The following is a 24,083-nucleotide window of genomic DNA, read 5'->3' as shown; positions in this document are numbered from 1 at the left end:
GAGCGCTTGCGGAAAGCGGGGGAACGCTTTCCGGGGGCGTGCGCGCTCCGGGCTTGCGAGCCTCTCGCCCGGCCGCTTCGGCCGGACGAGAGGCGGCATCAGGATCAGGCGACCGTGAAGTAGGAGTTCGGATCGGCCTGAACGTCGTCGGCGGAGACACCGACCAGGGTCAGGCTGTCGCCGTTGCCGAGATCGATGACGGTGTTGCCGCCGACCGTGGTCGCACGCGCAGCGACGTCTTCCGCGGAGTGGACGCCCGTGCCGTTGATGTCGGACGCGATCTGCAGCATGTCCGTGCCGGCCTGGAAGTCGAGCACGACGTCGTTGCCGCCGCCGCCGGCGAACACGAAGGTATCGGCGCCCGCGCCGCCATGCAGGATATCGTTGCCGGCACCGCCGAACAGCATGTCGTCGCCGGCGCCACCCTGCAGGATGTCGTTGCCGTCGCCGCCATGCAGGATGTCGGTGCCATCGCCACCCTGCAGGACGTCGTTGCCAGCGCCACCCTGGAGGATGTCGTTGCCCGGCCCGCCTTGCAGCACGTCGTTGCCTTCGCCACCGATCAGGACGTCGTCGCCGGCATTGCCGCGCAGGATGTCGTCACCGGCGCCGCCGAGCAGGATGTCGTTGCCCTCACCACCGAACAGCGCATCGTTGCCCTCGTCGCCGGACAGGACATCGTCGCCGAGTCCGCCGAAGAGGATGTCGTTGCCCTCGCCGCCGAACAGGGCGTCATTGCCGCTATCGCCGAACAGGAGATCATTGCCCTCTTCGCCGAACAGGGTATCGACCTGGTCTCCGCCATGGACGATGTCATCCCCGGCGCCTGCGTGGATCACGTCGCTGAAACGCGTCCCAATCAAAAAATCGTCGAATGCACTTCCTTCGATCGTCGCCATACGGCACCTCCTGGGCGATCTGGTGAACCTGGAACGTTCGGCGGCCGCACCGCGGAACGGAAAGACCAGGAACGATTCCGACAGCCATCAATAGATCAGGCCATCGCTCGACCGCACGAAGATTGCTCAATAGCTGCAGCGCAGCAAGTCTTTTATTGTGATCATTTTGCGACGCAGCATGATTTGGTCTTTATTTTACGATCAATAAACTATCGATATTCCAACGGATATACTTTCAAAATCGAAATATAAGTCCGGCTATGCGGGTGTGCCCGGCTGCGCATCGTCGACGAGGGCTCAATCCTCGCGGAAGGCGCGGTTGAAGCTGTCGGTGATCGGCGAGAGCAGGTAGTCGACCGCGCGGCGGGCGCCGTTGACGATCATGACCTCCGCCGTCATGCCGGCATGGAGCGTGACCTTGTAATCCCGCAAACTTTTGGGATCGATCTCGGCCCGCACCACGAAATAGGGCGCGCCTGACTTCTCATCGACGAGCTGGTCCGGCGCGACATAGTTAACCTTGGCCTCCAAGGGCGGCAGCAGGCGCGAGTTGAACGCGGTCAGCCGCACGCGGGTCGCGGCCCCGACCTTCACGGCATCGATGTCGCGAGGATCGACCTTCGCCTCGACGATCAGGGGCTCGTGCTCCGGCACGATATCGAGGATCGCTTCGCCGGCCGCGATCACGCTGCCAGCCGTGCGCATCCGGATATTGGCGACGACGCCTTCCTGCGGCGCGGTCACCACCAGCCGGCGCAGCACGTCCTCGGCCTGGACGATGCGCTCGGTCACCTCCGAAAGCATCAACTGGGCTTCCTGAATCTCGCCGCCGATATCGTTCTGCTGTTCGAGGCTGATCGAAAGGATTTCGAGATTGGCCCCGGCGACCGCCTGCTCGGCCTTGGCCTTGCGGGCCGTGAGCTCGCCGGCCTTGCCGGAGAGCTCGCTCTGCTTGGTCTGGAGCTCGACGAGCTGACTGCGCTTGGCGTAGCGCTTCTCGTAGAGCTCGGCCATGATCCTGACCTCCTCGTCGATGAGCGAGCGCTGCTGGACGGTGGCGTCGATCTGGGCCTTCAGCGCATCCGATTCCGCCTGATGCTGCTCGATCACGCGCTGCTGGATATGGACCTTCCCGTCATGGACCTGGGCACGGGACTTGAACAGGCCCTGTTCCGAGAGGAGCACCTCGCGGGCGATCGGCGAGGTCATCTGCGCGATATCGGCGGGAAACGCGATCTCGCCGGCGCTGGTCTGTTCAGCCCGCAGGCGTGCGAGCTTGGCTTCCAGCCCGATGCGCTTGGCCTGCAATTGCTGCAATTCCGCACGCTGGCGCGCATCCTCCAGCCGCAGCAGCGGTTCGCCCCGCGCGACGCGCTCGCCCTCGGCCTTGAGCAGGGTCTTGAGGATGCCGCCTTCGAGATGGCTGACGGTCTTGCGCTTGCTGTCGACCGCCACGAGGCCCGGTGCGACGGCGGCATTGTCGAGCCGTGCGGTCACCGCCCAGGCGCCGAAACCGCCGAAGCCGACGCCGATTGCGGCGACGCCGGCCAGCACGAGATTGCGCAGGCTCGGCGCCCGCTCGTCATCGACATCGACCACGTCGCCCTGGATCGTCAGCGAATGCTCGGGGCGCTTGATCAGGGAGTTTCCGGTCATGCCTTCACCTCGCGCACATGGGCCGGAGCCGCCGGAGCCTTGGCAGCCGGATCGAGCTCGACGCGGCCGCCCGGCGTGATCATGCCGGCGATCTCACCGCGCGGCCCGAACTGCTGCACGCGGCCCTCGCGCAGCACGAGCAGCTTGTCGACGACCTGCATCACCGAGGGGCGATGCGCGATGAGCACGACGATGGCGCCGCTCTCGCGCGCCGCCGCGATCGCCCGGATCAGGCTCTGCTCGCCTTCGGCATCGAGATTGGCATTGGGCTCGTCGAGCACGATCAGGCGCGGCATGCCGTAGAGCGCCCGCGCCAGGCCGATGCGCTGGCGTTGCCCACCCGAGAGATTGAAATCGCTGTCGGCGACATTGGTGTCGTAGCCGAGGGGCAGGCGGCCGATCAGCTCGTGCACGCCGGCGATGCGCGCCGCCTCCAGGATGGCATGCGGGTCGGGCTCGCGCATGCGGGCGATATTCTCGGCGATCGTGCCGTTGAGCAGCGAGACCGATTGCGGGAGATAGCCGACCATCGCGCCGAAGGAGCCGCGTTCCCACAGATAGGTGCTGTGCCCATCGAGATAGACGCCGCCGACATTCGGCTTGAGCACGCCGACGAGCAGGCGCGCCAGGGTCGACTTGCCGGCACCGGAGGGGCCTACCACGCCGAGCACCTCGCCCGGCGAGAGCGTGAAGGAGACGCTCTTGATGACCGTCTGCTCCTGCCCCGCGGGCGCATAGATCACGCGGTCGATCACGAGATCGCCTTGGCAGGGCGGCGTCGGCACGGTCTGGCGCTGTGAGCTGCGGCTCAGCACCAGCTCGCGCACGCGCTTCCAGGCCGCGGCGGACAAAACCCATTGCCGCCAGTCGGTTATCATGGAATCGAACGGCGCCAGCAGGCGGCCGAGCAGGATGCTCGCGGCCATCAACGTGCCCGCCGTCACCTCGTTGCGGATGATCAGGACGGCGCCGGTCGCATAGACCGCGAGCTGCATCGTCATCCGGGACGAGCGCGTCACGGCGGCGATGAACTTGCCGCGCCGCGTGCCCATGTCGAGCTGCTCGATCATCGCGAGCTGCTGCCCGCGCCAGCGTTTGGACAGGGCCGGCAGCATGCCCATCGCCTCGATCGTCTCGGCATGGCGCAGGCTGGCGCCGACCTCGTTGATGCTGGCGACACCGGCCTCGTTTGCGTCCTTGAGGATGCGGCGGGTCAGCAGGTCCGAGAGCACGCCGAGCAGCAGCAGGATGATCAGCGAGGCGAGGCCGACCAGCCCGTAGATCGGATGCAGCGCGAAGAGCACCGCGAGGAAGACCGGCGACCAGATCGCCTCGAGCGGCGTAGCGATCGCCGAGCTCGCGATGAAGAAACGGATGTCGTTGAGATCGCGGATCGCCTGCGTCGCCTGCCCCGAGCCCTGCTCGAGCGAGGCGCTCACCGCCGCCTGCAAAGCCGGCAAATTGAGATTGCGCGCGAAGATGCTCGCCATCGCCTGGAAGGTCAGCGACCGGATGAACTCGATCACGCCATAGAGCACGAGCGCCCCAACCGCGATCACCAGCAGCATCGTCAGCGTGTCGTAGCTGCGGCTGACGGTCACCCGGTCCTGCACCTGCATCATGAACAGCGGCACCGTCAGCAGCAGCAGGTTCACGCACAGGCTGAGCGCAGCCGCATAGGTCAGGCCGCCGACGAACGAGCGCTGGAGATTCCGGATCAAGGCGTCGGGGGCCGGCTTCACCGCCTTCATGCAAGGCTCCGCGAATGAGGGAATCTGAGGTCCGAGAGAATTATGGGGAAAGCCCCGTCATCGGCCCTACAACGAGACATGGAGGGAGTGTCAAGATTATGACAGATTAGAAGCCTAACTCGTCGAATCGGATGGAAGCAAATAAGGCCAGACTATGAGAAATTTTGAATTTCGAACTAGTTTCCATCTATCTGAAGATTACTACAATCTTATCTATTAGCTAACGTAGATGGCATGTGCTTTGCCTATAGGCTTCTCGGCACGACAGGAGACAAACGGATGGATTGTTTAATTTTCGATCAGGCGGGGTAAGGAATGCACTTCAAATTGCGCGGCGGCGAGCAATTCACAGGCAGTTCCTTGAACGGCCACCATCCGGCGAATGGTTCCGGTGTCCTCGACGAGGCCCCCGATCGCCGAATTTCCCCTTTTGATCTGGCGCGGGTGATCGAGCGGGTCAGCCGGCGCTTCCTGGATTATCTCCGGCTCGAGCTGACCAAGCTCGGCATCGACGACATCTCGCCATCGCAGGTGATGGTGCTGATGACGATCGGACAAGGCGAGATCGCCGTGCGCGATCTGCTGGACCGCGGCCACTACGGCGGCTCGAACGCGTCCTATAATCTCAAGCAGCTCGTCGAGAACGGCTATCTCGATCGCGGGGCATCGCCGCGCGATCGCCGGCAGGCCCGCATCTCGCTTTCGCTGAAAGGGCAGATGCTGTGCGAGCGGTTGCGGCTGCTCGACGAGGCCAGCCAGTTCGGCCAGCGGTTGGAGAGCAACCGCGAGACCGACCTCAACACGACGCACGAAACCCTGCGCCAACTCGAACAGTGGTGGAACGACGCGCTCCGCTACGGCGGAGTGCTGCTCGCATCATGCATGTCCTATTCGTTCATCGCGCAGGATCTGGTCAATTCGCTGCTCTGATCGGCAGCCTCGTCGCCGAAGGCGCCGAGGTCACGCTGATCACGGAACGCCCGGCGCAGCAGGCGCCGGGCGTGCGCCAGCTCGTCTATGCGGTCGACGAGACCGCGACCCAGCACCCCGCGCTCGCGGCGACCGAATATCACTTGCGCACCGGGGAGGCGGTGGCACGGTTGATGGAGCGCCTGAAGCGCAGCGACCCGCCCGATGTCGTCCTCGGCCATATGGGCTGGGGCGGCATGCTCTTCGCCCGTGACGCGCTGCCCGACGCGGCGCTGATCGGCTATTGTGAATATTACCATCGCAGCACCGACTCCGACCTCGATTTCGGCAGCGACGAGCCGATTCCCCCGGCCGATCGCCAGCGCGTGCGGATGCGCAACGCGGCCCAGCTCCTCGCCCTCGATACGCTGGATGCCGCCTATGCGCCGACGCAATGGCAGCGCCGGCAATATCCGGCGGCCTATCGCCAGCGCATCGCCGTCTGCCATGACGGCATCGACACGAGCGTCTGCCGGCCAGATGCCGAGGCGGCCTTCGTTCTGCCCGACGGCCGGATACTGAAGCCGGGCATGCCGGTCGTCACCTTCGTCGCGCGCGATCTCGACCCCTATCGCGGCTATCCCGAATTCATGCGCGCAGCCAAGATTCTCGCGGAACGCCGCCCCGACGCGCTCTTCGTCGTGGTCGGCGGCGACGGCCCGGGCTATGGCCGCCCCCGTTCCGACGGCAATAGCTGGCGCGAAGCGATGTGCGCCGAAACCGGGCTCGGCGACCGGATCGTCCATATTCCCTGGCTGCCCTATGAGAACCTGATCCGGCTGTTCCAGGTCTCAGCCGTCCATGTCTATCTCACCGTTCCCTTCGTGCTCTCATGGTCGCTGCTGGAGGCGATGGCCTGCGGCTGTCTTGTTGTCGGCTCCGACACCGAGCCTGTGAAAGAGGTGATCCGCGACGGCACCAACGGCCTGCTCGCCCCGTTCCGCGACAGCGAAGCGCTGGCGGAACGGATTGCGGAAGCTCTAGTGAGCCCCACTCTGATGCGGCCATTGCGCCGCACCGCCCGGGACACCGTCATCGCCGGTTACGAGCGCGAGCGCTGCATCATCAGACAGACCGGCTGGATCCATCAGTTCGGGGATTAGAGACGGCCATTCGCCCTGTCAGGCAGCCGCGGTTCCGGCGAAATCGAGCGCAGCGGCCCGGACAGTTCCCGCGAAATCCTGTGCGACCGCGGAGCGGAAGCGGCCGGCGCCCCAGATGATCGCGATATCGTAGGTCACAGACGGCCTGAGCGGGCGCACCTCGACGCCCTTGCCGCGATATTCCTCGGCCGTGAACGGATCGACCACCGAAAGCCCCGCCCCGGCTGCGACCAGACCGCAGGCGATCATCGACAGCGGCGTCTCGACCCGGGTCTGGCGCGCGACGCGATGGGCCGAGAACAGGGCGTCGATGCGGTAGCGCAATTGCGTCGACTGTTCGAGCGAGATGAACGGCTCGTCGACGAAATCCTCCGGTGCCAGCACAGCCTTGGCCGCGAGCCGGTGCCCGGTCGGCAGCACGGCGACCGGCGCCATCGCCGGCAGGATCTCGATATCGATCCCGGGAAAGTCGAGGGGCAGTTGCGCGAAGCCCAGTTCGCAGAAGCCCGACGTCACCCAGTCCACGACCTGCGAGGAGATGCTGCCGTAGATCGCGATCTCCAGATCGGGCTTCTGCTTGAGATAGCCCCCGACGACCCGCGGCAGGAAGCCGACATTGAAGGCCGGCAGCGCCGCGACCCGCAGCGAACCGGCCCGCCCCTCGCGCAGGTTGCGGGCCGCATTCTCGATGCGCTCCAGCCCGACGAACTGGCGCTCGACCTCGCGGTAGAGCGACAGCGCCTCGCTCGTCGGCACCAGCCGCGCGCCGCGCTTCACGAACAGCGGCAGCCCGAGCGCATATTGCAGGTCCTGGATCAGACGCGTCACCGCCGGCTGCGTGACGTTCAGCGCCTGGGCCGCGGCGGTGACGCCCCCGGTCACGATCACCGTCCGAAAAGCCTCGATCTGGCGCGGATTGAGCATGATCAAGCCCCCTGAGCAGGACATAACATTTCGGCATCGCTTGCACGAAACATTCGATTTGACCAGTTCCAGATCAGCCCCGAACCTAACGGCATCACTCGAAAACGAGGAGGGGATACCGTGAAGCTCGCCATCACATTCGCTCTTGTCACCGGAACCGCACTCGCCGGAACCACCGCTTTCGCCCAGCAGAAGACGATCTATGTCGCCGGCTATGGCGGCTCCTACGAACAGACAATGCGCAAGGACGTCATCCCGGCCTTCGAGAAGCAGGCCAACGTCAAGGTCGAATACGTCGCCGGCAACTCGACCGATACGCTCGCCAAATTGCAGGCCCAGAAGGGCAACCAGCAGATCGACGTCGCGATCGTCGACGATGGCCCGGCCTATCAGGCTGTGGCGCTCGGCTTCTGCGGCACGCTGACCGACGGCCCTGTCTACAAGGACGTGGCGCCGGTGATGAAGTTCAAGTCGAACAAGGCGGTCGGTCTCGGCCTCGTCGGTTCGGGCCTGTTCTACAACAAGAAGGTCTTCGACGAGAACAAATGGCCGGCGCCGACCTCCTGGGCCGACCTGAAATCGAAGACCTACGGCAAGAAGATCGTCGTGCCGCCAATCAACAACACCTACGGCCTGCATGCGCTGCTCGCCGAGGCGCAGCTCGGCGGCGGCAGCGAGACGAATATCGAGCCCGGCTTCAAGGCCTTCAAGACCGAAATCAACCCGAACATCGTCGCCTATGAGCCCTCCCCGGCGAAGATGACCGAGTTGTTCCAGAGCGGCCAGGCCGTGCTCGGCGTCTGGGGCTCGGGCCGAGTCAAGGCGCTCGCCGATACCGGCTTCCCGGTGGAGTTTGTCTATCCCAAGGAAGGCGGCTTCGCTCTCGGTTCCGCCGCCTGCCCGGTCGAGGGTTCGAAGAACGCAGCCGAGGCCAATGCCTTCATCCAGTACATGCTGTCGCCGCCGATCCAGAAGGTGATGGCGACGGGCGCCGGCTTCGGCCCCGCCAACATGACGGTGACGCTCACCGCCGATGAGCAGAAGGGCCTGCCCTATGGCGAGCAGGTCAAGACGCTCAAGGCGGTCGACTGGGACGTCGCCAACGAGAAGCGCGAGGAATGGACCAAGCGCTGGAACCGCGAGATCGAGCGATAAGGCCCTTCCGATCTCAACCTCCGTCATTCCGGACGAAGCGAAGCGGAGATCCGGAATCCATTGTAGAGCGCAACGCCCTTCGATGGATCCCGGGTCAAGCCCGGGATGACGGCGGAGTTTCCGTGCCCTCAAACGAGGCCAGCAAACAATCCATGTCCCATCTCGTTCTCGAAGGCCTCGGCAAGTCCTACGGCGCGGCGGTTGCCGTCGAGGGGCTCGACCTTTCGGTCGCGCGCGGCGAATTCATCTCGCTGCTCGGCCCTTCCGGTTGCGGCAAGACCACGACGTTGCAGATGATCGCCGGCTTCGTGCCGGTCGATCGCGGCCGCATCCTGCTCGACGGCGGCGATCTCGGAGGCATCGCGCCCAACAAGCGCGGCCTCGGCATCGTCTTCCAGAGCTATGCGCTCTTTCCGCATATGACCGTGGCGCAGAACATCGCCTTCGGGCTGGAAATGCGCGGCGTCGAGAAGGCGGAACGCGAGAAGCGCACGCTGGAGGCGATGGCGCTGGTCGGACTCAAGGGTTTCGAGGAACGCTATCCCCGCCGCATGTCCGGCGGCCAGCAGCAGCGCGTCGCGCTCGCCCGCGCGCTGGTCATCAGGCCGTCCCTGCTACTGCTCGACGAGCCCCTCTCCAATCTCGACGCCAAGCTGCGCGAGGAGATGCAAGGCGAACTGCGCCAGATCCAGCGCTCGATCGGCACGACCACGATCCTCGTCACCCATGACCAGCACGAGGCGATGGCGCTGTCCGACCGCATCGTCGTGATGAATCGCGGCCGCGTCGAGCAGATCGGCGCACCCGACGCCGTCTATGGCGCGCCCGACACCGCCTTCGTCGCGAATTTCCTCGGGAAGACCAATGTCCTGACGGCAACCGGTGACGGAAGCGGCCGTGTCGCGATCGAAACCTTGTCCGTACCGCTCGCCGGCGCCACTTCTGGCGCGCTGCGCATCGCCGTCCGCCCCGAGCGCCTCGGCTTCGCGGCCGATGGCGCGCCGGGCTTCAGCGCCCGCATCGCCTCACGCGTCTTCCAGGGCGCGCATTGGCTGCTGACCGCCGAAAGCGCCGCCGGCCCGGTCACCCTGATCCGGCACAATGACGGCACGCCGGTTCCCGAAGAAGGCGAGAGCGTGAAGCTGAGCTTCGGCCCGGGCGATGCCGCGCTGCTGGCGGAAGGGATAGGCGCATGAGCCCGGACGCCTCCGCCCGCACGACCCCCTATTGGCTGACGGGGCCTGCGCTCGCCGTCTTCCTCGCCCTCGTCATCATTCCGCTCGGCATGACCGTACTGCTCGCGTTCTACGACTGGGGCCAGTACAAGGGCATCGTCGCCGAGTTCACCCTGAAGAACTTCCGCGAGATCTTCAGCGACAGCTATTTCCTCGAAGTCTTCCTGCGCACCTTGCGCATCTCCGTGCTGGTGACGCTGTTCGCGATCCTGATCGGCGTGCCCGAGGCCTATATCCTCAACCGGATGTCGCCGGCCTGGCGCGGCCTCTGCCTGCTCGCGATCCTCGGGCCCTTGCTGGTCTCTGTGGTGGCGCGCACGCTCGGCTGGGCGTTGCTGCTGGGCTCCAACGGGCTGGTCAACCGTGGGCTGATGGCGCTCGGCCTGATCGGCCAGCCGCTCGAATTCATGTTCACCGAGACCGGCGTGGTGATCGCGCTCGTCCATGTGCTGATCCCCCTGATGATCCTCGCAGTCTGGGCCTCGCTGCAGCGGCTCGATCCGCAGATCGAGAACGCCGCGCTCTCGCTCGGCGCCTCCCGCCTGACGATCTGGCGGCGCGTGATCCTGCCACAGATCGTGCCGGGCATCCTCTCGGGCGGGGTCATTGTCTTCGCGCTGGCGGCGAGCGCCTTCGCTTCCCCCGCCATCATCGGCGGCAGGCGGCTCAAGGTCGCGGCGACGCTGGCCTATGACGAGTTCCTCAACACGCTGAACTGGCCGCTCGGTGCCGCCGTCGCCGTGCTGCTGCTCGCCGCGCTGGTGATCCTCACCGTCGGCACCAACCGGTTGGTCGAGCGCCGCTACTCACAGGTGTTCGAATGAGCCGCAACGGCCCCCTCGCGATCCTGTTCCACACGCTCTTCGTCGTCTTCATGCTGGCGCCGCTGGTCGTGGTCTGCCTCGTCGCCTTCACGCCGGAGGGTTATCTCTCGCTGCCCGGCCGCGTCTGGAGCCTGCGCTGGTTCAGGGCGATCCTCGACTATCCCGAGTTCCTGCGCGCCTTTCGCGACTCGCTCTGGCTGGCGGCACTTTCCTCGACCGTCGCGATCGGATTGGCCGTCCCGGCCGCGCTCGCCATCGCCCGCTACCGCTTCCCCGGACGCGAGGCGATGACCGCCCTGTTCATGTCGCCGCTGATGGTCCCCCATGTCGTCCTGGGCATCGCCTTCCTGCGCTTCTTCACGCAGATCGGCCTCTCCGGGACCTTCCTCGGGCTGGTGCTGAGCCATATCATCGTGATCATCCCCTTCGCGCTCAGGCTCGTGCTCGCCGCCTCCTACGGCATCGACCGGCGCATCGAGCATGCCGCGATCTCGCTCGGCGCGAGCCCGGCCGTGGTCTTCCGTCGCGTGACGCTGCCGCTGATCCTGCCGGGCGTCGTCTCCGGCTGGCTGCTCGCCGCGATCAACTCCTTCGACGAGGTGACGATGACCGTCTTCATCGCCTCGCCCGCCACCACCACACTTCCCGTCCGGATGTTCCTCTACATCCAGGACAATATCGACCCGCTCATCGCAGCCGTCTCCGCCTGCCTGATCGCCCTAACCGCCATCCTGCTGATGGCGCTGGACAGGCTCTTCGGGCTCGATCGGCTGTTCGTCGGAACCGGGAAAGGCTGATTCTCGTGCCCACCATGTCCACAGAACCCGATGTCGCCGTGATCGGCGGCGGCGTGGTCGGCGGCGCCATCGCGCTCGGCCTCGCCCGCAACGGCGCGAAGGTCGCGATCCTCGACGAAGGCGACACAGCCTTCCGGGCCTCGCGCGGCAATTTCGCGTTGGTCTGGGTGCAGTCCAAGGGCTTCGGCATGCCCGATTACGCGCTCTGGTCGCGCCGCTCCGCCGATAGCTGGCACGAATTGGCCGCTTCGCTTGCCGGCGAGACCGGGATCGACGTCGCCCATAGCCAGCCCGGCGGCTTCATGCTCTGCCTTTCGGAGGAGGAACTCGACAAGCGCGTCGACGCGATGCGCCGGCTCCATAACAGCCGGCCGCTAACCGATTTCCCGTATGAAGTGCTCGACCATGCGGAGACCAAGCGACGCCTGCCCGCGATCGGCAAGGACGTGGTCGGCTCGCTCTATTCTCCGCTCGACGGCCATGTGAACTCGCTGAAGCTGTTCCGGGCGCTGCGCGAGGCGACGGTCCGGCGCGGCGTCGACTACCGCCCGAACAGCCCGGTCGAGAGCATCGTGCCCAAGGACGGCGGATTCGCCATCACCGGCCCCTGGGGCGAGATGCGCGCCGGCAAGATCGTGCTCTGCGCCGGGCTCGGCAATGCGCGCCTCGCCCCGATGGTCGGGCTCGACGCCCCGGTGAAGCCAAGCAAGGGCCAGATCATCGTCACAGAGAAGACCGAACCCTTCCTGCACAACCCGATGGTCACCGTTCGCCAGACCGACGAGGGCGGCGTCATGATCGGCGACAGCCAGGAGGACCGCGGCTTCGACACCGTCGTCGGCCAGCCGATCCTCTCGACCATGGCGGAACGCGCCGTGAAGATGTTCCCGCGCCTCGCCGGCCTCAACGTCGTCCGCACCTGGTCGGCGCTGCGCGTGATGAGCCCCGACGGCTTCCCGATCTACGACCAGTCGCAGACCCATCCCGGCGCTTTCGTCGTTACCTGCCATTCCGGCGTGACGCTTGCCGCCAATCATGCCCTGACGCTCGCTCCCGCGATCCTCGCCGGCACCTTGCCCGAGAGCGTCGCGAGCTTCACCGCACGGAGGTTCCATGTTCCGGCCCATAGCTGACCTTGCCGCCCGCGGGGCGCTGAGCTTCACCTTCGACGGCCGGCCGATGACGGCCCGCGCGGGCGACACGGTCGCCACGGCCCTGCTCACGAACGGCATCGTCGCCTGCCGCGAGACGCCGGTCTCCGACACCCCGCGCGCGCCCTATTGCCTGATGGGCGTCTGCTTCGACTGCCTCGTCGTCATCGACGGCATTGGCAACCGGCAGGGCTGCCTCGTCCCGCTCGCGGAGGGCATGCGCATCGAGACCCAGCATGGCCGCCGTCATCTCACGGAGGCCGCGGAATGATTCCGATCGCCAGCATCGAACAGCTCGCCGAGAGCTATGACCTCGTCGTCGTCGGCGCCGGCCCGGCCGGCCTCTCCGCCGCCGCCCGCGCTGCCGAGCTCGGCCTCTCCGTCCTGCTCGCCGACGAGAACCCGGCGCCCGGTGGCCAGATCTACCGCGCCGTCACCACGACGCCGGTGAAGAACCGCGCCATCCTCGGCGAGGATTATTGGCGCGGCGCCGACATCGTCGCGCGCTTCGAGCGCTCGCAAGCGGCTTACGCTTCGCGCTGTACCGTCTGGTCGATCGGCCCGGACGAGACCGCGCCCGGCACTTTCGAGCTCGGCCTCTCGCTCGACGGCAAGGCCCGCATCATCGGCGCGAAACAGGTGATCCTCGCCACCGGCGCGCAGGAACGCCCCTTCCCGATCCCCGGCTGGACCCTGCCCGGCGTGATGACGGCCGGCGCCGCCCAGATCGCGCTGAAATCTGCCGGCGCCATTCCGTCTGGACGCACCGTCGTCGCCGGCTGCGGCCCGCTGCTCTACCTGCTGGCAGGCCAGCTCGCGGCCGCCGGCTGCCAGATCGCCGCGGTGCTCGACACGACGCCGTCGGCCAATTGGTCCAAGTCGCTCGGTGCCATCCCGGATTTTCTGCGCTCGCCCTATCTCGCCAAGGGCCTGAAGCTGATGCTGGCCGCGCGGCGCAAGCTCCGCTTCGTCTCCGGGGTGACCAGCCTGACGGCGACCGGCGAAGGGAAGCTGGCAACGGTCCAGTTCGAACAAGGCGGCCGTACCGGCACGATCGCCTGCGACACGCTGCTGCTGCACCAAGGCGTGATACCCAGCGTCAACTTCTCCAATGCCGCCGGCTGCGCCCATGATTTCGATGGGGAGCAGCACGCCTGGGTGCCGCGCGTCGATGCCTGGTTCGCCTCCACCGTGCCCGGCATCGCCATCGCCGGGGACGGTGCCGGCATCGGTGGCGCGGAAAGCGCGGCGCTACGCGGCGAGATCGCGGCCTTCGGGGCGGCCTCGCAGCTCGGCAAATTGAACGAGGCCGAGCGTGACCGGCAGGCCGCTCCGATCCGCGCCGAACTGGATAAGAAGCTGCGCGGTCGCCGCTTCCTCGACCTGCTCTACAAGCCGGCGCCGCAATTCCTGGCACCACCGAAGGACGAGACCATCGTCTGCCGCTGCGAGGAGGTCACGGCGGGCCAGATCCGCGACGCGGCCAGCCGCCTCGGCGTCACCGGCCCCAACCAGATGAAGGCCTTCCTGCGCTGCGGCATGGGCACCTGCCAAGGACGCCTCTGCGGCCCGACCGTGGTCGAATTGATCGCCGAAACACGCGGCACGACCCCGGCCGAAACCGGCTATTACCGCCTGCGCCCGCCGATCAAGCCGGTGACGCTGGCCGAACTCGCGGCCCTGCCGCAGACAGAAGCCTCGGTTAAGGCGGTCGTCCGATGACCAGGGAGGCCCGCAGCGCCGATGTCATCGTCATCGGCGGCGGCATCCATGGCTGCTCGACCGCCATGCACTGCGCCATGCGCGGGCTCTCGGTGATCCTGATCGAGAAGGATCATGCCGGGCGTCATGCCTCCGGCGTCAATGCCGGCGGCGTGCGTCAGCTCGCCCGCCATGTCGCGGAAATCCCGCTCTCCAACGCCTCGATGGCGCTCTGGCACAACATCGCCGAGCTGGTCGACGACGATTGCGGCTTCACCAGCGACGGGCAGGTACTGGTCGCCGAGGACGAGGCCGATCTGGAGGGCTGCCGCGCCCGCGTCGCCGACCTGACGCTGCGCGGCTTCCACCACGAGGAGATGATCGACGCCAAGGAATTGCGCGAGATCGTCCCGGCCGTCTCCGAGACTTGCCCGGGCGGCGTGATCTCGCGCCGCGACGGCGCCGCGATCCCCTTGCGCGCCACACAGGCCTTCAAGCGCAAGGCCGAAAGCCTCGGCGTGACCATCCGCGAGGGCGTGCGCGTCACCAAGGTCGAGCGGGACGGGCCGAACTGGCGCGTCGTCACCGATGCCGGCGCATTCCTCGCACCCCGCATCGTCAATGCCGCCGGGGCCTGGGCCGACCGCATCGCCGCCGATCTCGGCGAGCCAGTGCCGCTCTCGGTTATCGCTCCGATGCTGATGATCACGGCGCCATTGCCGGCCTTCATCAAGCCGGTGGTGATCCTGCGCGGGCGAAAACTCTCCTTCAAGCAGTTCGACAACGGCACGGTTCTGATCGGCGGCGGCCATCTCGGAACGCCCTTGCGCGACGAGAACGTCACGCTGCTCGACTGGCGCAAGCTCGCGATCAGCGCCGGCACGGTCTGGGATCTCTTCCCGATCATGCGGGGCGCACCGATCGTGCGCGCCTGGGCCGGCATCGAGGCGCGCATGCCGGACGACCTGCCGGTCTTCGGCAAGAGCGCGAAGCATGAAGGCGTCTACCACCAGTTCGGCTTCTCGGCCCATGGCTTCCAGCTTGGGCCCGGTGCCGGCGCCGTCATGGCCGAGATCATCGCGACCGGCCGTTCGAACGTGCCGATCGACGGCCTCGGCATCGCCCGTTTCGCCACCACCCACTGAATTTAACCCGAGGAGACCATCCATGGCCATCAAGCGCTCCATCCGCACGCCCATCCAGAACCGCATCGTCGAGACCGGCAATCTCGTCTTCGTCGGCGGCGTCATCGCCGACGACACCAAGCAGTCGATGGGTCCGCAGACGCAGAACATCCTCGGCAAGATCGAGGGCTATCTCGGCGAGGTCGGGCTCGACCGCAAGGCGATCGTCGCCGCGCAGATCTTCGTCACCGACCTCTCCCAGAAGAAGGAGATGGACGCCGCCTGGACCGGCTTCTTCGGCGATGACATGCCGACCCGCGCGACCGTCGGCGTCGCCGATCTCGGCGGCGGCGCAATGATCGAGATCGTGGTCACCGCCGCACGCTGAGCCGCCCTGGACCAAGGGCCGGCGGTTGCCCACCGCTGGCCTTGCCCAGTCAGTTCGAAGCCGGGACAGGCGCCTCCGCCGTCAGGCTGACGCGGTCGAGCTTCGGCGTCATCGTGTCGAGCAAGGGCAGCGCCGCCGCGCCGAGCGCTGCCGTCAAACGCCCGGTCCCGCCCCTCTGGACGCGCGGGATCGTCCGCCCCGGACGGTTCGCTACCGAGATCGGCAGGGGCGCCATCCCCGCGATCAGCGCGTCGATCACCGTATCCGGCATCTCGCCGCCGAGGATGACGGTCTCCGGATCGAACAGGTTCTCTAGCATCGTCACGACGGGCGCCAATAGTCCGGCCGCCTCCGCGATCCAGCCGGACAAGGCGGGATGCCCTTGCGCATGCAGGCGCGCGACCTCCTCCGGCCCAACCCCGGCAATACCGGCCTCGCGCAAGGTCTCCGCCAGCGCATGGAAGGAGGCGTAGCGTTCCAGGCAGCCATGCCCGCCGCAAGCGCAGGCGCGCCCGTCCCGTACCACGGGAATATGGCCGATTTCGCCGGCATTGCCGAAGGCCCCGCGATAAGGCTGGCCGGCGACGATGACGCCGAGACCGAGACCGGCGCCGAAATAGATCTGGCAGAAATGGCGCAGGTTGCGGCCGAGGCCATGGAGATGCTCGCCCACCGCGGCCGCATTGGCGTCGTTCTCGATCACGACCGGCGTGTTCAGAGCGTCTTGCAGAAGCTGCGCCGCATCCTGCCCGGCCCAGCCCGGCAAGGGCGAGGTGCCGACCGAGTTCATGCCTTCGATCTCGAAGGGGCCGGGCATCACCACGCCGCAGCCGAGCAGGCGCTCTGGCAGGCCGGCTTCGCGCCGCACCGCTGCCAGCTCTGCCGCGGCGGTCTTCTGCACGCCCGCAACCGTCGTATCCGCGAGCGGGGCGATGCGCTGCGCCCTGATCCGCCCGGCGAGGTCGACGAGCACGGTGGTGACGTGATCGGCCGCGATCTCCATGCCGGCCGTCATCCCGCCCTCGGGATTCACCGCGAACTCCACCGGGGGCTGGCCCCGCGCCGTGCGGCGCCGGCCGAGCTCGGTTAGGAACCCCTCTTCGACCAGCTCGGCGACGATGTTGGAGACCGCCTGCGCCGTAAGCTTCGTCAGCACCGCGATGTCGGAGCGGCCGAGCTGCCCGTGCTGGCGCACGGTTTCCAGCACCACGCGGCGGTTATGGCTGCGCGTCCGCTCGGGATTGGTGCCGACGGCGACGCTGCGGGAGGGAGGGACGGGACGGTTCGGCATAGGCGGTCACGCAAGGGCGGGCAAACAGCCTGCTCCGGCAATTAATCCAACTCAAGTGAATTAATCGATTGACAGCCGAGGGCCGACGAGACGACGATGCCGGCGAGCCTCCCGAATGCCGTCCGCCGGCAGGGACGGAGGACGCTGAAATCAGGGGAGAGGGTCATGCGCGGTCTACGCGGGATGCTGTTGGGTCTGATGGTCTCGGTCGGCGCGGTCGCCGGCGCGAAGGCGCAGACCGTCGAGATCGAATACTGGCAGTATGTCTTCGACGCGCGCGTCAAGGCGATGACCGAGCTGATCAAGCGCTTCGAGGCCGCCAACCCGAATATCAAGGTCAAGCAGACGACCTTCCCCTATGCCGACTACCAGACCAAGATCGCCGCGGCGATGCCGGCCGGCCAGGGCCCGGACGTCGTGCAGCTCTTCTATGGCTGGCTCGACAATTTCGTCGGCGCCAAGTTCATCCAGCCGCTGCCGCGCGACGCCTTCCCGCCCGCGATGATCGAGAAGGAATTCTATCCGATCGTCTCGGCGATGAAGCGCGACGGCGAGTATTACGCGCTGCCGACGGCGGTGCGCTCGCTCGCGCTATTCTACAACAAGAAGCTCTTCCAGGAGGCGGGGCTCGACCCGAACACGCCGCCCAAGACCGTCGACGAACTGCTCGATTTCGCCAAGAAGACGACCAAGCGCGACGGCGCCGGCAACATGCTCTCCGCCGGCATCACGCTCGACTTCCCCGGCCAGGACTACCATTGGTGGCGCGAGACGCTGCTGCGCCAGAACGGCGGCGCGCCCTATAGCGACGACAACAAGAAGGTGACCTATGACAGCGAGGCCGGTGCCAAGTCGCTGAACTGGTATGCCGATCTCCAGCGCGTCCACAAGGTCGGCCAGGTCGGCTTCATGGACGAGGGCCAGGCCGCCTTCCGCGCCGGCCGCGCCGCGATGACGATCGACGGCTCCTTCCGTCTCGGCGCCTTCGGCGGCATCAAGGCCTTCGAATGGGGCGTCGCCGAGCTTCCGGCCTCGGCCGACGGCAAGAAGGCGAATTTCGCCAGCTATTGGGTCAACGGCATCACCACGAAGCCGACCGGCGAGAAGCTGGAAGCGGCCAAGAAGTTCCTCGCCTTCGTCACCACGCCCGAGGCGATGCAGCTCTGGCTCGAGACCGTCGGCGAATTGCCGGCGCGCAAGGCGGCTGCCGAGACCGAGAAGAACCTGAACCACCCGATCTACGGGCCGTTCCTCAAGGCGCTCAACTACTCCTACGCCACCGTCTTCGTCGACGAGATGGCCCAGCGCCAGGTCTCGCTCGACATGCTCAACCGCGTGCTGCTGCAGAACCAGGACGCCAAGGCCGCGCTCGCCGAAGCCGCCAAGGCCGAGCAGCCCATCCTCGACCGCTTCTACAAGAAGTGATGTTGGTCGGGCGCCGGATCGGATTGTCGCGATGAATGCCTCTTCGTCTCGTGTCGATGCGCGATCCGGCACCCGTCTCTTCTCGGGCCTCGGCATGCGTCAGAAGCAGGTCCTCTGGGCTTGGTCCTTCCTGGCCGTGCCGGTGCTGTTCTATGCGGTGGTGCGCTTCTATCCGACGCTGGAAGCCTTCTGGATTTCCACGACCAACTGGAACCTCCTGACCAAGCCCTCCTTTGTCGGGCTGGCCAACTTCAAGCGCCTCCTTGCCGATCCCGTGTTCTGGAAGGTCTTCGGCAACACGGCGCTCTACCTGCTGCTGGGCACGCCGATCAGCCTGCTGCTCGCCTTCACCATCGCCTACCATCTCGACCGCGTGCGCGTCCTGCACGGTTTCATCCGGGCGCTGTATTTCCTGCCCTTCCTGACGACCGCCGCGGCGATGGCCTGGGTCTGGCGCTGGTTTTACCAGCCGGTGCCGATCGGCCTGTTCAACAACCTGCTCGCCGGCATCGGCATCGCCCAGCAGCCCTTCTTGCGCTCGACGACGCAATCGCTGCCGGCCGTGCTGGCGCCCGCCATCTGGGCCGGCCTCGGCTTCCAGGTGGTGATCTTCATGGCGGGCCTGCGCGCCATTCCGACGACCTATTACGAGGCCGCCCGCATCGACGGCGTCTCGAACGGAACGATCCTGCGGCGGATCACACTGCCGTTGCTCAAGCCGACGATCGTCTTCCTCGTCGTCTTCTCCTCGATCGGCTTCCTGCGAATCTTCGATCAGGTCTACAACATGACCAGCCAGACGAGCAGCGACCCCGGCGGGCCGCTCAACGCGACCAAGCCGCTCGTGCTGATGATCTACCAGACGGCCTTCTCCTCCTTCGACATGGGCTATGCCGCAGCCCAGACCGTCGTGCTTTTCCTCGTGCTGCTCGTGGTCTCGCTGCTGCAGCTCAGGCTGCTGAAAGACCGCTGATGAGCGCCGCCTCCCCCATGGCCCTGCGCATCGAGCCCGGCCGCATCATCGCCTGGCTGCTGCTCTTCGGCGGCGGCCTGCTGATGGTGACGCCGCTCGCCTTCATGTTCGCGACCTCGCTGAAGGATTCCTCCGAGATCTACGATCTCGCCTTCTTCCCGGCCCATCCGACGCTGAGCAACTACGTGACCGTGCTCTCGGACGGCCGCTTCCTGCGCTGGTTCGCCAATTCCTTCGGCATCGCGGTGGCGGTCACGCTCTCGAACGTCTTCTTCGACAGCCTCGTCGGCTACACCCTCGCGAAATTCCAGTTCCGCGGCCGCTATCTCGTCTTCATCGCCATCCTCTCGACGCTGATGATCCCGACCGAGATGCTGGTTATCCCCTGGTACGTCATGGCCAAGAACTTCGGCTGGCTCGACAGCTACTGGGGCATCATGTTCCCGGGCATGATGACGGCCTTCGGCACCTTCCTGATGAAGCAGTTCTTCGAGACCGTGCCGAACGACTTCCTCGAAGCTGCGCGCATCGACGGCCTCAACGAGTTCGCGATCTTCTGGCGCATCGCCCTGCCGCTGGTGACGCCGGCGCTCTCGGCGTTGGCGATCTTCACCTTCCTCAGCAACTGGACCGCCTTCATCTGGCCGCTGATCGTGACGACCTCCAAGGAGCTCTACACCTTGCCGGTCGGGCTCACGAGCTTCGCGGTGGAATCGCAGGTCCAGTGGGAATTGATCATGACCGGCGCCGCGCTCGCGACCCTGCCGACGCTGACCGTCTTCCTGCTGCTCCAGCGCTATATCGTGCGCGGCGTGGTCCTCGCCGGTCTCAAGGGCTGATTGCCATGACGAAAACCGATCCGCGGACGGCCGACACGTCCGTCTTTCCCGATCCCGTCTACAAGGAGACCGTGCTGCGCCCGCTCTTCGACGGCGCGAAGACTCATCATGTCCAGAGCTTCCGCGCCATCGACCGCGCCCATCTCGTCATGCTCGCGGAGACCGGCATCCTGCCGCGCGCCACAGCCGGCCGCATTGCCCGCGCGCTCGACGCCATCGATGCCGAGATCGACCCGGCGGCGCTGCGCTATGACGGCACGGTCGAGGATTACTTCTTCCTGATCGAGGCCGAGCTGAAGAAGCGCCTGCCGGCCGACGATGCCGGGCGCCTCCATACCGGCCGCTCGCGCAACGATATCGACCACACGCTGTTCAAGCTAGCGCTCAAGCCGCGGCTCGACCATATGGCCGGCCTTCTGCGCGCGCTGATCACCGCGACGCTCGACCTCGCCGAGCGCGAGAAGGCGACGCTGATCGTCGCCTATACCCATGGCCAACCGGCCCAGCCGACCACCTTCGGCCATTACCTTTCGGCCGCCATCGAGGTGATGCTGCGCGACCATGAGCGGCTGGTGCAGGCGCGTGCCCTGCTCGATCTCTCGCCGATGGGCGCCGCCGCGATCACCACCTCGGGCTTCCCGCTGGACCGCGCCCGCGTCGCGCATCTGCTCGGCTTTTCCGGCCCGCTGCAGAATTCCTATGGCTGCATCGCCGCGATCGACTACCTCACCGCAACCTATAGCGCGCTCGAACTCGTCTTCCTGCATCTCGGCCGCCTGATCCAGGATCTGCAGGTCTGGACCGCCTTCGAGGTCGGCCAGCTCTATGTGCCCAATGCCTTCGTGCAGATCTCCTCGATCATGCCGCAGAAGCGCAATCCCGTTCCGATCGAGCATCTGCGCCACCTCGCCTCGCAGGCGATGGCACGCGCCCGGATGGTCAGGGACATCGTCCACAACACGCCCTTTACCGACATGAACGACGCCGAGGGCGAAACCAACGAGGCCGGCTACCAGGCCTTCGCGACGGGCGAGCGCGTGCTCGGCCTCCTCGCCGCGCTGCTGCCGGCGCTCCAGGTCGACGGCCGCCGCGTGGCTGAGAACATCCGCCGCTCCTGCATCACCATCACTGAGCTCGCCGACACGCTGGTCCGTTCGGAGGGCCTCTCCTTCCGCACCGCCCATGAGATCGCCGCCGATGTCGCGCGTGCCGTGGTCGCGGCCGATGGCGACCTGCCGCGCGACGGCTATGCCCCGTTCCGCAAGGCCTTCCAGGAACATGCCGGCCGCGAGCCGGAATTGAACGAGGCCGCCTTCACTGAGGCCGTTTCGCCCGAGCATTTCGTCGCGGTGCGCGAGCGCTTCGGCGGGCCGGGGCCGCAGGCTCTCGCCGCCGCCTTCGCCGGCTATCGCGGCGTGCTGGTGGCAGCCGGCCTCGCCGCGACCGCAACCGCCGCGCGCGAGGCTTCCGCGCGCCATGAACTCGATGCCGCCTTCGCGGATCTGATGGGAGCAGCCTGATGGCGGGTATCGAGCTTCAGGGGCTGGTCAAGCGCTACGGCAAGACGCAGGTCGTCCACGGCATCGACCTGACGATCGAGGACGGCGAATTCGTCGTCTTCGTCGGCCCGTCCGGCTGTGGCAAGTCGACGACTTTGCGCATGATCGCCGGTCTTGAGGAGATCGACGGCGGCACCATCACCATCGCCGACCGGCCCGTGAACCGGCTGGAGCCGAAGGAGCGGAACATCGCCATGGTGTTCCAGAACTACGCGATCTACCCGCATATGAGCGTCGCCGAGAATATCGGCTTCGGCCTCTATACGGCGAAGCTCGACAAGGCCGAGAAGCGCCGCCGGATCGAGGAGACCGCCCGCATCCTCGGCCTTGAGCCGCTACTGGAGCGCAAGCCCTCGGCCCTGTCCGGCGGCCAGCGCCAGCGCGTCGCCATCGGCCGCGCCATGGTGCGCGACCCCGCCGCCTTCCTGTTCGACGAGCCGCTCTCCAATCTCGATGCGCAATTGCGGGCGCAGATGAGGCTGGAGATCAAGCGCCTGCACCAGCGGCTCGGCCGCACCATCGTCTTCGTCACCCATGATCAGGTCGAGGCGATGACGCTGGCCGACCGGATCGTGGTGATGCGCGACGGCCGCATCCTCCAGGTCGGCGCGCCGATGGAGCTCTACGAGAAGCCGGCGGACGTCTTCACCGCCCGCTTCATCGGCTCGCCGACGATGAACATCCTGCCGGCCAAGACGAGCACCGCCGACGGCAAAGCGAAGCTGGAGCTGGCAGGCAACACCATCGCCCTGCCGCCGCGCCCGACAGCACTCCCCGCCGAGGTTCTGGTCGGTGTCCGCCCCCAGGAGCTGCGCGTGCTGGCGCCCGGCGAAACCGCCGATCTCGTCCTCACCGGCAAGGTCGCGGTGGTCGAGCCGCTGGGGTCCGAGACCTTCGTCCATGTCGAGCATGGCGATGGCTTGATCCTCGCCTCGGCCCCGGCCAAGGCGCCGCCGTTCGTCGGCCACGACGTCCGCCTCGGCGCCGGCATCGACGCGCTGCGCCTGTTCGACGCCGCGACCGAGCGCGCCCTATGAGCGCCGGGCGCGACCTCGTCCTCAGTATCGGCCGGCTCTATTGCGACATCGTCTTCCGCGGGCTCGACGCGATGCCGCGCCTCGGCGAGGAGCGGTTCGCCGAAACCGTCGCGATCGTGCCGGGCGGCGGCGGCTTCATCACGGCAGCCCATCTCGCCGCGCTCGGCCTGCACGCCGGCCTGCTGGCCCGCATCGGCACGGACCCGCTCTCCGGCACGCTCGCACCTGCGCTGGCCAATAGCGGCGTCGATCTGCGCTGGGTCGAACGCGCGCACGATGCCGGCCCGCAGCCGACCGTCGTGATGGTGCAGGACGGCGAGCGCGCTTTCCTGTCGCGCCGCGCCGGCAGCGCACGCCCGGCGACGCTGGACGCCGCCCTCGCCGACCCGGCCGCGCGCCATCTCCACATTGCCGAATTCGCGACGCTCGCCGAGATCCCCGACCTGATCGACAGGGCCAAGCGCGCCGGCCTCACCGTCTCGCTCGATCCGAGCTGGGACGACGACTGGATCCGCCGGCCCGACCTGATCGAGCGCACCGCCGGCGCCGATATCTTCCTGCCCAACGCGGCCGAAGCGCGCGCCATCGCAGGTTGCGACGACCTCGATGAAGCCGGCAGTCGCCTCGCCGGCCATTTCCCCCTCGTGGTGATCAAGGACGGCGGCAACGGCGCGCGCCTGTTCCAGCGCGACACGACCCTTCCTCTTCCAGCGCCCGAGGGCGGCCCGGTTCTCGACACGACCGGGGCGGGAGACGCCTTCAATGCCGGCTTCCTCGCCGCCTGGCTCGCCGGACACCCGGCCGAACAAGCCCTGGCCGAGGGCATCGCCTGCGGCACCCTCTCGGTGCGTTCGGTCGGCGGAGCCGGGACGCGGCTCGACCGCGGCGATGTCGACGCGATGAGCCTGGCCCTGCTGCGCAACCATGACCGGATCGATGCCTGAAACCCTTCTCACGCGCGAGGCGGCGGAAGCCGCCGAGGTCGCCGCTCGCCAGATCGCCATCAACGGCGAAGCCATGGCGCTGCTCGGCGACCGCCTGCGCCGGCGCAAGCCCGCCTTCATCGCGACCTGCGCCCGCGGCTCCTCCGACCATGCCATGACCTATGGCAAATATCTGCTGGAACGCGCGCTCGGCCTGCCGGTCGCTTCGCTCGGCCCCAGCCTGGCTTCCGTCTATCGTGGAGAGATCGACCTCTCCGGGGCGGTCTTCATCGCCGCCTCGCAATCCGGCCGCAGCCCGGACGCGCTGCAATTGACCGAGACGGCCAAGCGCGGCGGCG

At 67.0% G+C, this 24,083-nt stretch carries 23 protein-coding genes; 18 read left to right on the top strand and 5 right to left on the bottom strand.

All coding sequences use genetic code 11. The features are described 5' to 3' along the window. Nucleotides 1–104 precede the first annotated feature (104 nt). The 3 genes from JHD80_RS03735 to JHD80_RS03725 all read right to left on the bottom strand — a co-directional run bounded on the left by JHD80_RS03735 (nucleotide 105) and on the right by JHD80_RS03725 (nucleotide 4,306). Nucleotides 105–899, bottom strand: a complete 795-nt coding sequence (locus JHD80_RS03735) for a calcium-binding protein (RefSeq protein WP_199085034.1) — start codon at nucleotides 897–899, stop codon at nucleotides 105–107. A gap of 297 nt (nucleotides 900–1,196) precedes the next feature. After that, complete coding sequence (locus JHD80_RS03730; RefSeq protein WP_199085033.1) at nucleotides 1,197–2,555, bottom strand: HlyD family type I secretion periplasmic adaptor subunit; 1,359 nt, start codon at nucleotides 2,553–2,555, stop codon at nucleotides 1,197–1,199. Beyond that, nucleotides 2,552–4,306, bottom strand: a complete 1,755-nt coding sequence (locus tag JHD80_RS03725) for a type I secretion system permease/ATPase (protein ID WP_199085032.1) — start codon at nucleotides 4,304–4,306, stop codon at nucleotides 2,552–2,554. Before JHD80_RS03725 ends, JHD80_RS03730 begins: the two co-directional genes overlap by 4 nt. Before the next feature lie 327 nt (nucleotides 4,307–4,633). On the opposite strand from JHD80_RS03725, the gene JHD80_RS03720 reads away from it, so the two are divergent. Together JHD80_RS03720 and JHD80_RS03715 are read left to right on the top strand one after the other, a co-directional pair. Then, on the top strand, nucleotides 4,634–5,236 hold the full coding sequence (locus JHD80_RS03720; RefSeq protein WP_248311376.1) for a MarR family transcriptional regulator: 603 nt from the start codon (nucleotides 4,634–4,636) through the stop codon (nucleotides 5,234–5,236). Continuing rightward, the gene (locus JHD80_RS03715) at nucleotides 5,185–6,378 is read left to right on the top strand and encodes a glycosyltransferase (RefSeq protein WP_199085030.1); all 1,194 of its coding nucleotides are present in this window, start codon (nucleotides 5,185–5,187) and stop codon (nucleotides 6,376–6,378) included. The genes JHD80_RS03720 and JHD80_RS03715 overlap by 52 nt, the downstream gene beginning before the upstream one ends. Before the next feature lie 18 nt (nucleotides 6,379–6,396). Here the strand turns inward: JHD80_RS03715 and JHD80_RS03710 are convergent, their stop codons facing one another. Continuing rightward, nucleotides 6,397–7,302, bottom strand: coding sequence for a LysR substrate-binding domain-containing protein (locus JHD80_RS03710; RefSeq protein ID WP_248311375.1), 906 nt, complete (start codon nucleotides 7,300–7,302; stop codon nucleotides 6,397–6,399). A 120-nt stretch (nucleotides 7,303–7,422) separates the two neighbouring features. On the opposite strand from JHD80_RS03710, the gene JHD80_RS03705 reads away from it, so the two are divergent. From JHD80_RS03705 to JHD80_RS03665, 9 genes are all read left to right on the top strand, one after another. After that, the gene (locus tag JHD80_RS03705) at nucleotides 7,423–8,457 is read left to right on the top strand and encodes an ABC transporter substrate-binding protein (RefSeq protein WP_199085029.1); all 1,035 of its coding nucleotides are present in this window, start codon (nucleotides 7,423–7,425) and stop codon (nucleotides 8,455–8,457) included. Between the two features lie 152 nt (nucleotides 8,458–8,609). Further along, a complete protein-coding gene (locus JHD80_RS03700; protein WP_199085028.1) occupies nucleotides 8,610–9,653 on the top strand; it encodes an ABC transporter ATP-binding protein in 1,044 nt (347 codons plus the stop codon). Further along, nucleotides 9,650–10,516 (top strand): ABC transporter permease, encoded by an 867-nt coding sequence (locus JHD80_RS03695; protein WP_199085027.1) that lies wholly within the window; start codon nucleotides 9,650–9,652, stop codon nucleotides 10,514–10,516. The genes JHD80_RS03700 and JHD80_RS03695 overlap by 4 nt, the downstream gene beginning before the upstream one ends. Then, a complete protein-coding gene (locus tag JHD80_RS03690) occupies nucleotides 10,513–11,313 on the top strand; it encodes an ABC transporter permease (RefSeq protein ID WP_199085026.1) in 801 nt (266 codons plus the stop codon). Before JHD80_RS03695 ends, JHD80_RS03690 begins: the two co-directional genes overlap by 4 nt. A 14-nt stretch (nucleotides 11,314–11,327) precedes the next feature. After that, complete coding sequence (locus JHD80_RS03685; protein ID WP_199085025.1) at nucleotides 11,328–12,446, top strand: NAD(P)/FAD-dependent oxidoreductase; 1,119 nt, start codon at nucleotides 11,328–11,330, stop codon at nucleotides 12,444–12,446. Continuing rightward, a complete protein-coding gene (locus JHD80_RS03680; RefSeq protein ID WP_199085024.1) occupies nucleotides 12,427–12,735 on the top strand; it encodes a (2Fe-2S)-binding protein in 309 nt (102 codons plus the stop codon). Before JHD80_RS03685 ends, JHD80_RS03680 begins: the two co-directional genes overlap by 20 nt. After that, on the top strand, nucleotides 12,732–14,186 hold the full coding sequence (locus JHD80_RS03675) for an NAD(P)/FAD-dependent oxidoreductase (protein ID WP_199085023.1): 1,455 nt from the start codon (nucleotides 12,732–12,734) through the stop codon (nucleotides 14,184–14,186). The genes JHD80_RS03680 and JHD80_RS03675 overlap by 4 nt, the downstream gene beginning before the upstream one ends. Then, nucleotides 14,183–15,310, top strand: coding sequence for an NAD(P)/FAD-dependent oxidoreductase (locus JHD80_RS03670; RefSeq protein ID WP_199085022.1), 1,128 nt, complete (start codon nucleotides 14,183–14,185; stop codon nucleotides 15,308–15,310). Before JHD80_RS03675 ends, JHD80_RS03670 begins: the two co-directional genes overlap by 4 nt. 22 nt (nucleotides 15,311–15,332) lie before the next feature. Continuing rightward, the gene (locus JHD80_RS03665) at nucleotides 15,333–15,677 is read left to right on the top strand and encodes a RidA family protein (RefSeq protein WP_199085021.1); all 345 of its coding nucleotides are present in this window, start codon (nucleotides 15,333–15,335) and stop codon (nucleotides 15,675–15,677) included. A gap of 49 nt (nucleotides 15,678–15,726) precedes the next feature. Here JHD80_RS03665 and JHD80_RS03660 read toward each other — a convergent pair whose 3' ends face one another. After that, the gene (locus tag JHD80_RS03660) at nucleotides 15,727–16,968 is read right to left on the bottom strand and encodes an ROK family protein (RefSeq protein ID WP_199085020.1); all 1,242 of its coding nucleotides are present in this window, start codon (nucleotides 16,966–16,968) and stop codon (nucleotides 15,727–15,729) included. Between the two features lie 165 nt (nucleotides 16,969–17,133). Between JHD80_RS03660 and JHD80_RS03655 the strand changes: the two genes are divergently transcribed. The 7 genes from JHD80_RS03655 to JHD80_RS03625 form a co-directional block, all read left to right on the top strand. Further along, nucleotides 17,134–18,393: an extracellular solute-binding protein gene (locus JHD80_RS03655; protein ID WP_199085019.1), complete on the top strand. Its 1,260-nt coding sequence runs from the start codon at nucleotides 17,134–17,136 to the stop codon at nucleotides 18,391–18,393. Nucleotides 18,394–18,424: 31 nt separating this feature from the next. Further along, complete coding sequence (locus tag JHD80_RS03650; RefSeq protein WP_199085018.1) at nucleotides 18,425–19,366, top strand: carbohydrate ABC transporter permease; 942 nt, start codon at nucleotides 18,425–18,427, stop codon at nucleotides 19,364–19,366. Next, the gene (locus tag JHD80_RS03645) at nucleotides 19,366–20,205 is read left to right on the top strand and encodes a carbohydrate ABC transporter permease (protein ID WP_199085017.1); all 840 of its coding nucleotides are present in this window, start codon (nucleotides 19,366–19,368) and stop codon (nucleotides 20,203–20,205) included. The genes JHD80_RS03650 and JHD80_RS03645 overlap by 1 nt, the downstream gene beginning before the upstream one ends. Nucleotides 20,206–20,210: 5 nt before the next feature. Beyond that, nucleotides 20,211–21,725, top strand: coding sequence for an argininosuccinate lyase (argH, locus tag JHD80_RS03640; RefSeq protein WP_199085016.1), 1,515 nt, complete (start codon nucleotides 20,211–20,213; stop codon nucleotides 21,723–21,725). Next, nucleotides 21,725–22,801, top strand: coding sequence for an ABC transporter ATP-binding protein (locus JHD80_RS03635; protein WP_199085015.1), 1,077 nt, complete (start codon nucleotides 21,725–21,727; stop codon nucleotides 22,799–22,801). Before argH ends, JHD80_RS03635 begins: the two co-directional genes overlap by 1 nt. Beyond that, the gene (locus JHD80_RS03630; RefSeq protein WP_199085014.1) at nucleotides 22,798–23,745 is read left to right on the top strand and encodes a carbohydrate kinase family protein; all 948 of its coding nucleotides are present in this window, start codon (nucleotides 22,798–22,800) and stop codon (nucleotides 23,743–23,745) included. Before JHD80_RS03635 ends, JHD80_RS03630 begins: the two co-directional genes overlap by 4 nt. Beyond that, a partial coding sequence (locus JHD80_RS03625; RefSeq protein ID WP_465246491.1) for an SIS domain-containing protein occupies nucleotides 23,738–24,083 on the top strand: 346 nt, incomplete at its 3' end. The genes JHD80_RS03630 and JHD80_RS03625, both read left to right, overlap by 8 nt.

Source organism: Allobosea sp. ASV33 (genome assembly GCF_016428755.1).
Taxonomy (GTDB): Bacteria; Pseudomonadota; Alphaproteobacteria; order Rhizobiales; family Beijerinckiaceae; genus Allobosea.
The sequence above is the reverse complement of the archived record's forward strand: the minus strand, read 5'-3'. Positions and strand labels throughout refer to the sequence as shown.

Coding starts and splice junctions, on each gene's coding strand:
- JHD80_RS03735 (WP_199085034.1), bottom strand. CDS start 899: ATGGCGACGATCGAAGGAAGTGCATTCGACGATTTTTTGATTGGGACG.
- JHD80_RS03730 (WP_199085033.1), bottom strand. CDS start 2,555: ATGACCGGAAACTCCCTGATCAAGCGCCCCGAGCATTCGCTGACGATC.
- JHD80_RS03725 (WP_199085032.1), bottom strand. CDS start 4,306: ATGAAGGCGGTGAAGCCGGCCCCCGACGCCTTGATCCGGAATCTCCAG.
- JHD80_RS03715 (WP_199085030.1), top strand. CDS start 5,185: ATGCATGTCCTATTCGTTCATCGCGCAGGATCTGGTCAATTCGCTGCT.
- JHD80_RS03710 (WP_248311375.1), bottom strand. CDS start 7,302: ATGCTCAATCCGCGCCAGATCGAGGCTTTTCGGACGGTGATCGTGACC.
- JHD80_RS03700 (WP_199085028.1), top strand. CDS start 8,610: ATGTCCCATCTCGTTCTCGAAGGCCTCGGCAAGTCCTACGGCGCGGCG.
- JHD80_RS03695 (WP_199085027.1), top strand. CDS start 9,650: ATGAGCCCGGACGCCTCCGCCCGCACGACCCCCTATTGGCTGACGGGG.
- JHD80_RS03690 (WP_199085026.1), top strand. CDS start 10,513: ATGAGCCGCAACGGCCCCCTCGCGATCCTGTTCCACACGCTCTTCGTC.
- JHD80_RS03685 (WP_199085025.1), top strand. CDS start 11,328: ATGTCCACAGAACCCGATGTCGCCGTGATCGGCGGCGGCGTGGTCGGC.
- JHD80_RS03680 (WP_199085024.1), top strand. CDS start 12,427: ATGTTCCGGCCCATAGCTGACCTTGCCGCCCGCGGGGCGCTGAGCTTC.
- JHD80_RS03675 (WP_199085023.1), top strand. CDS start 12,732: ATGATTCCGATCGCCAGCATCGAACAGCTCGCCGAGAGCTATGACCTC.
- JHD80_RS03670 (WP_199085022.1), top strand. CDS start 14,183: ATGACCAGGGAGGCCCGCAGCGCCGATGTCATCGTCATCGGCGGCGGC.
- JHD80_RS03665 (WP_199085021.1), top strand. CDS start 15,333: ATGGCCATCAAGCGCTCCATCCGCACGCCCATCCAGAACCGCATCGTC.
- JHD80_RS03660 (WP_199085020.1), bottom strand. CDS start 16,968: ATGCCGAACCGTCCCGTCCCTCCCTCCCGCAGCGTCGCCGTCGGCACC.
- JHD80_RS03655 (WP_199085019.1), top strand. CDS start 17,134: ATGCGCGGTCTACGCGGGATGCTGTTGGGTCTGATGGTCTCGGTCGGC.
- JHD80_RS03650 (WP_199085018.1), top strand. CDS start 18,425: ATGAATGCCTCTTCGTCTCGTGTCGATGCGCGATCCGGCACCCGTCTC.
- JHD80_RS03645 (WP_199085017.1), top strand. CDS start 19,366: ATGAGCGCCGCCTCCCCCATGGCCCTGCGCATCGAGCCCGGCCGCATC.
- argH (WP_199085016.1), top strand. CDS start 20,211: ATGACGAAAACCGATCCGCGGACGGCCGACACGTCCGTCTTTCCCGAT.
- JHD80_RS03635 (WP_199085015.1), top strand. CDS start 21,725: ATGGCGGGTATCGAGCTTCAGGGGCTGGTCAAGCGCTACGGCAAGACG.
- JHD80_RS03630 (WP_199085014.1), top strand. CDS start 22,798: ATGAGCGCCGGGCGCGACCTCGTCCTCAGTATCGGCCGGCTCTATTGC.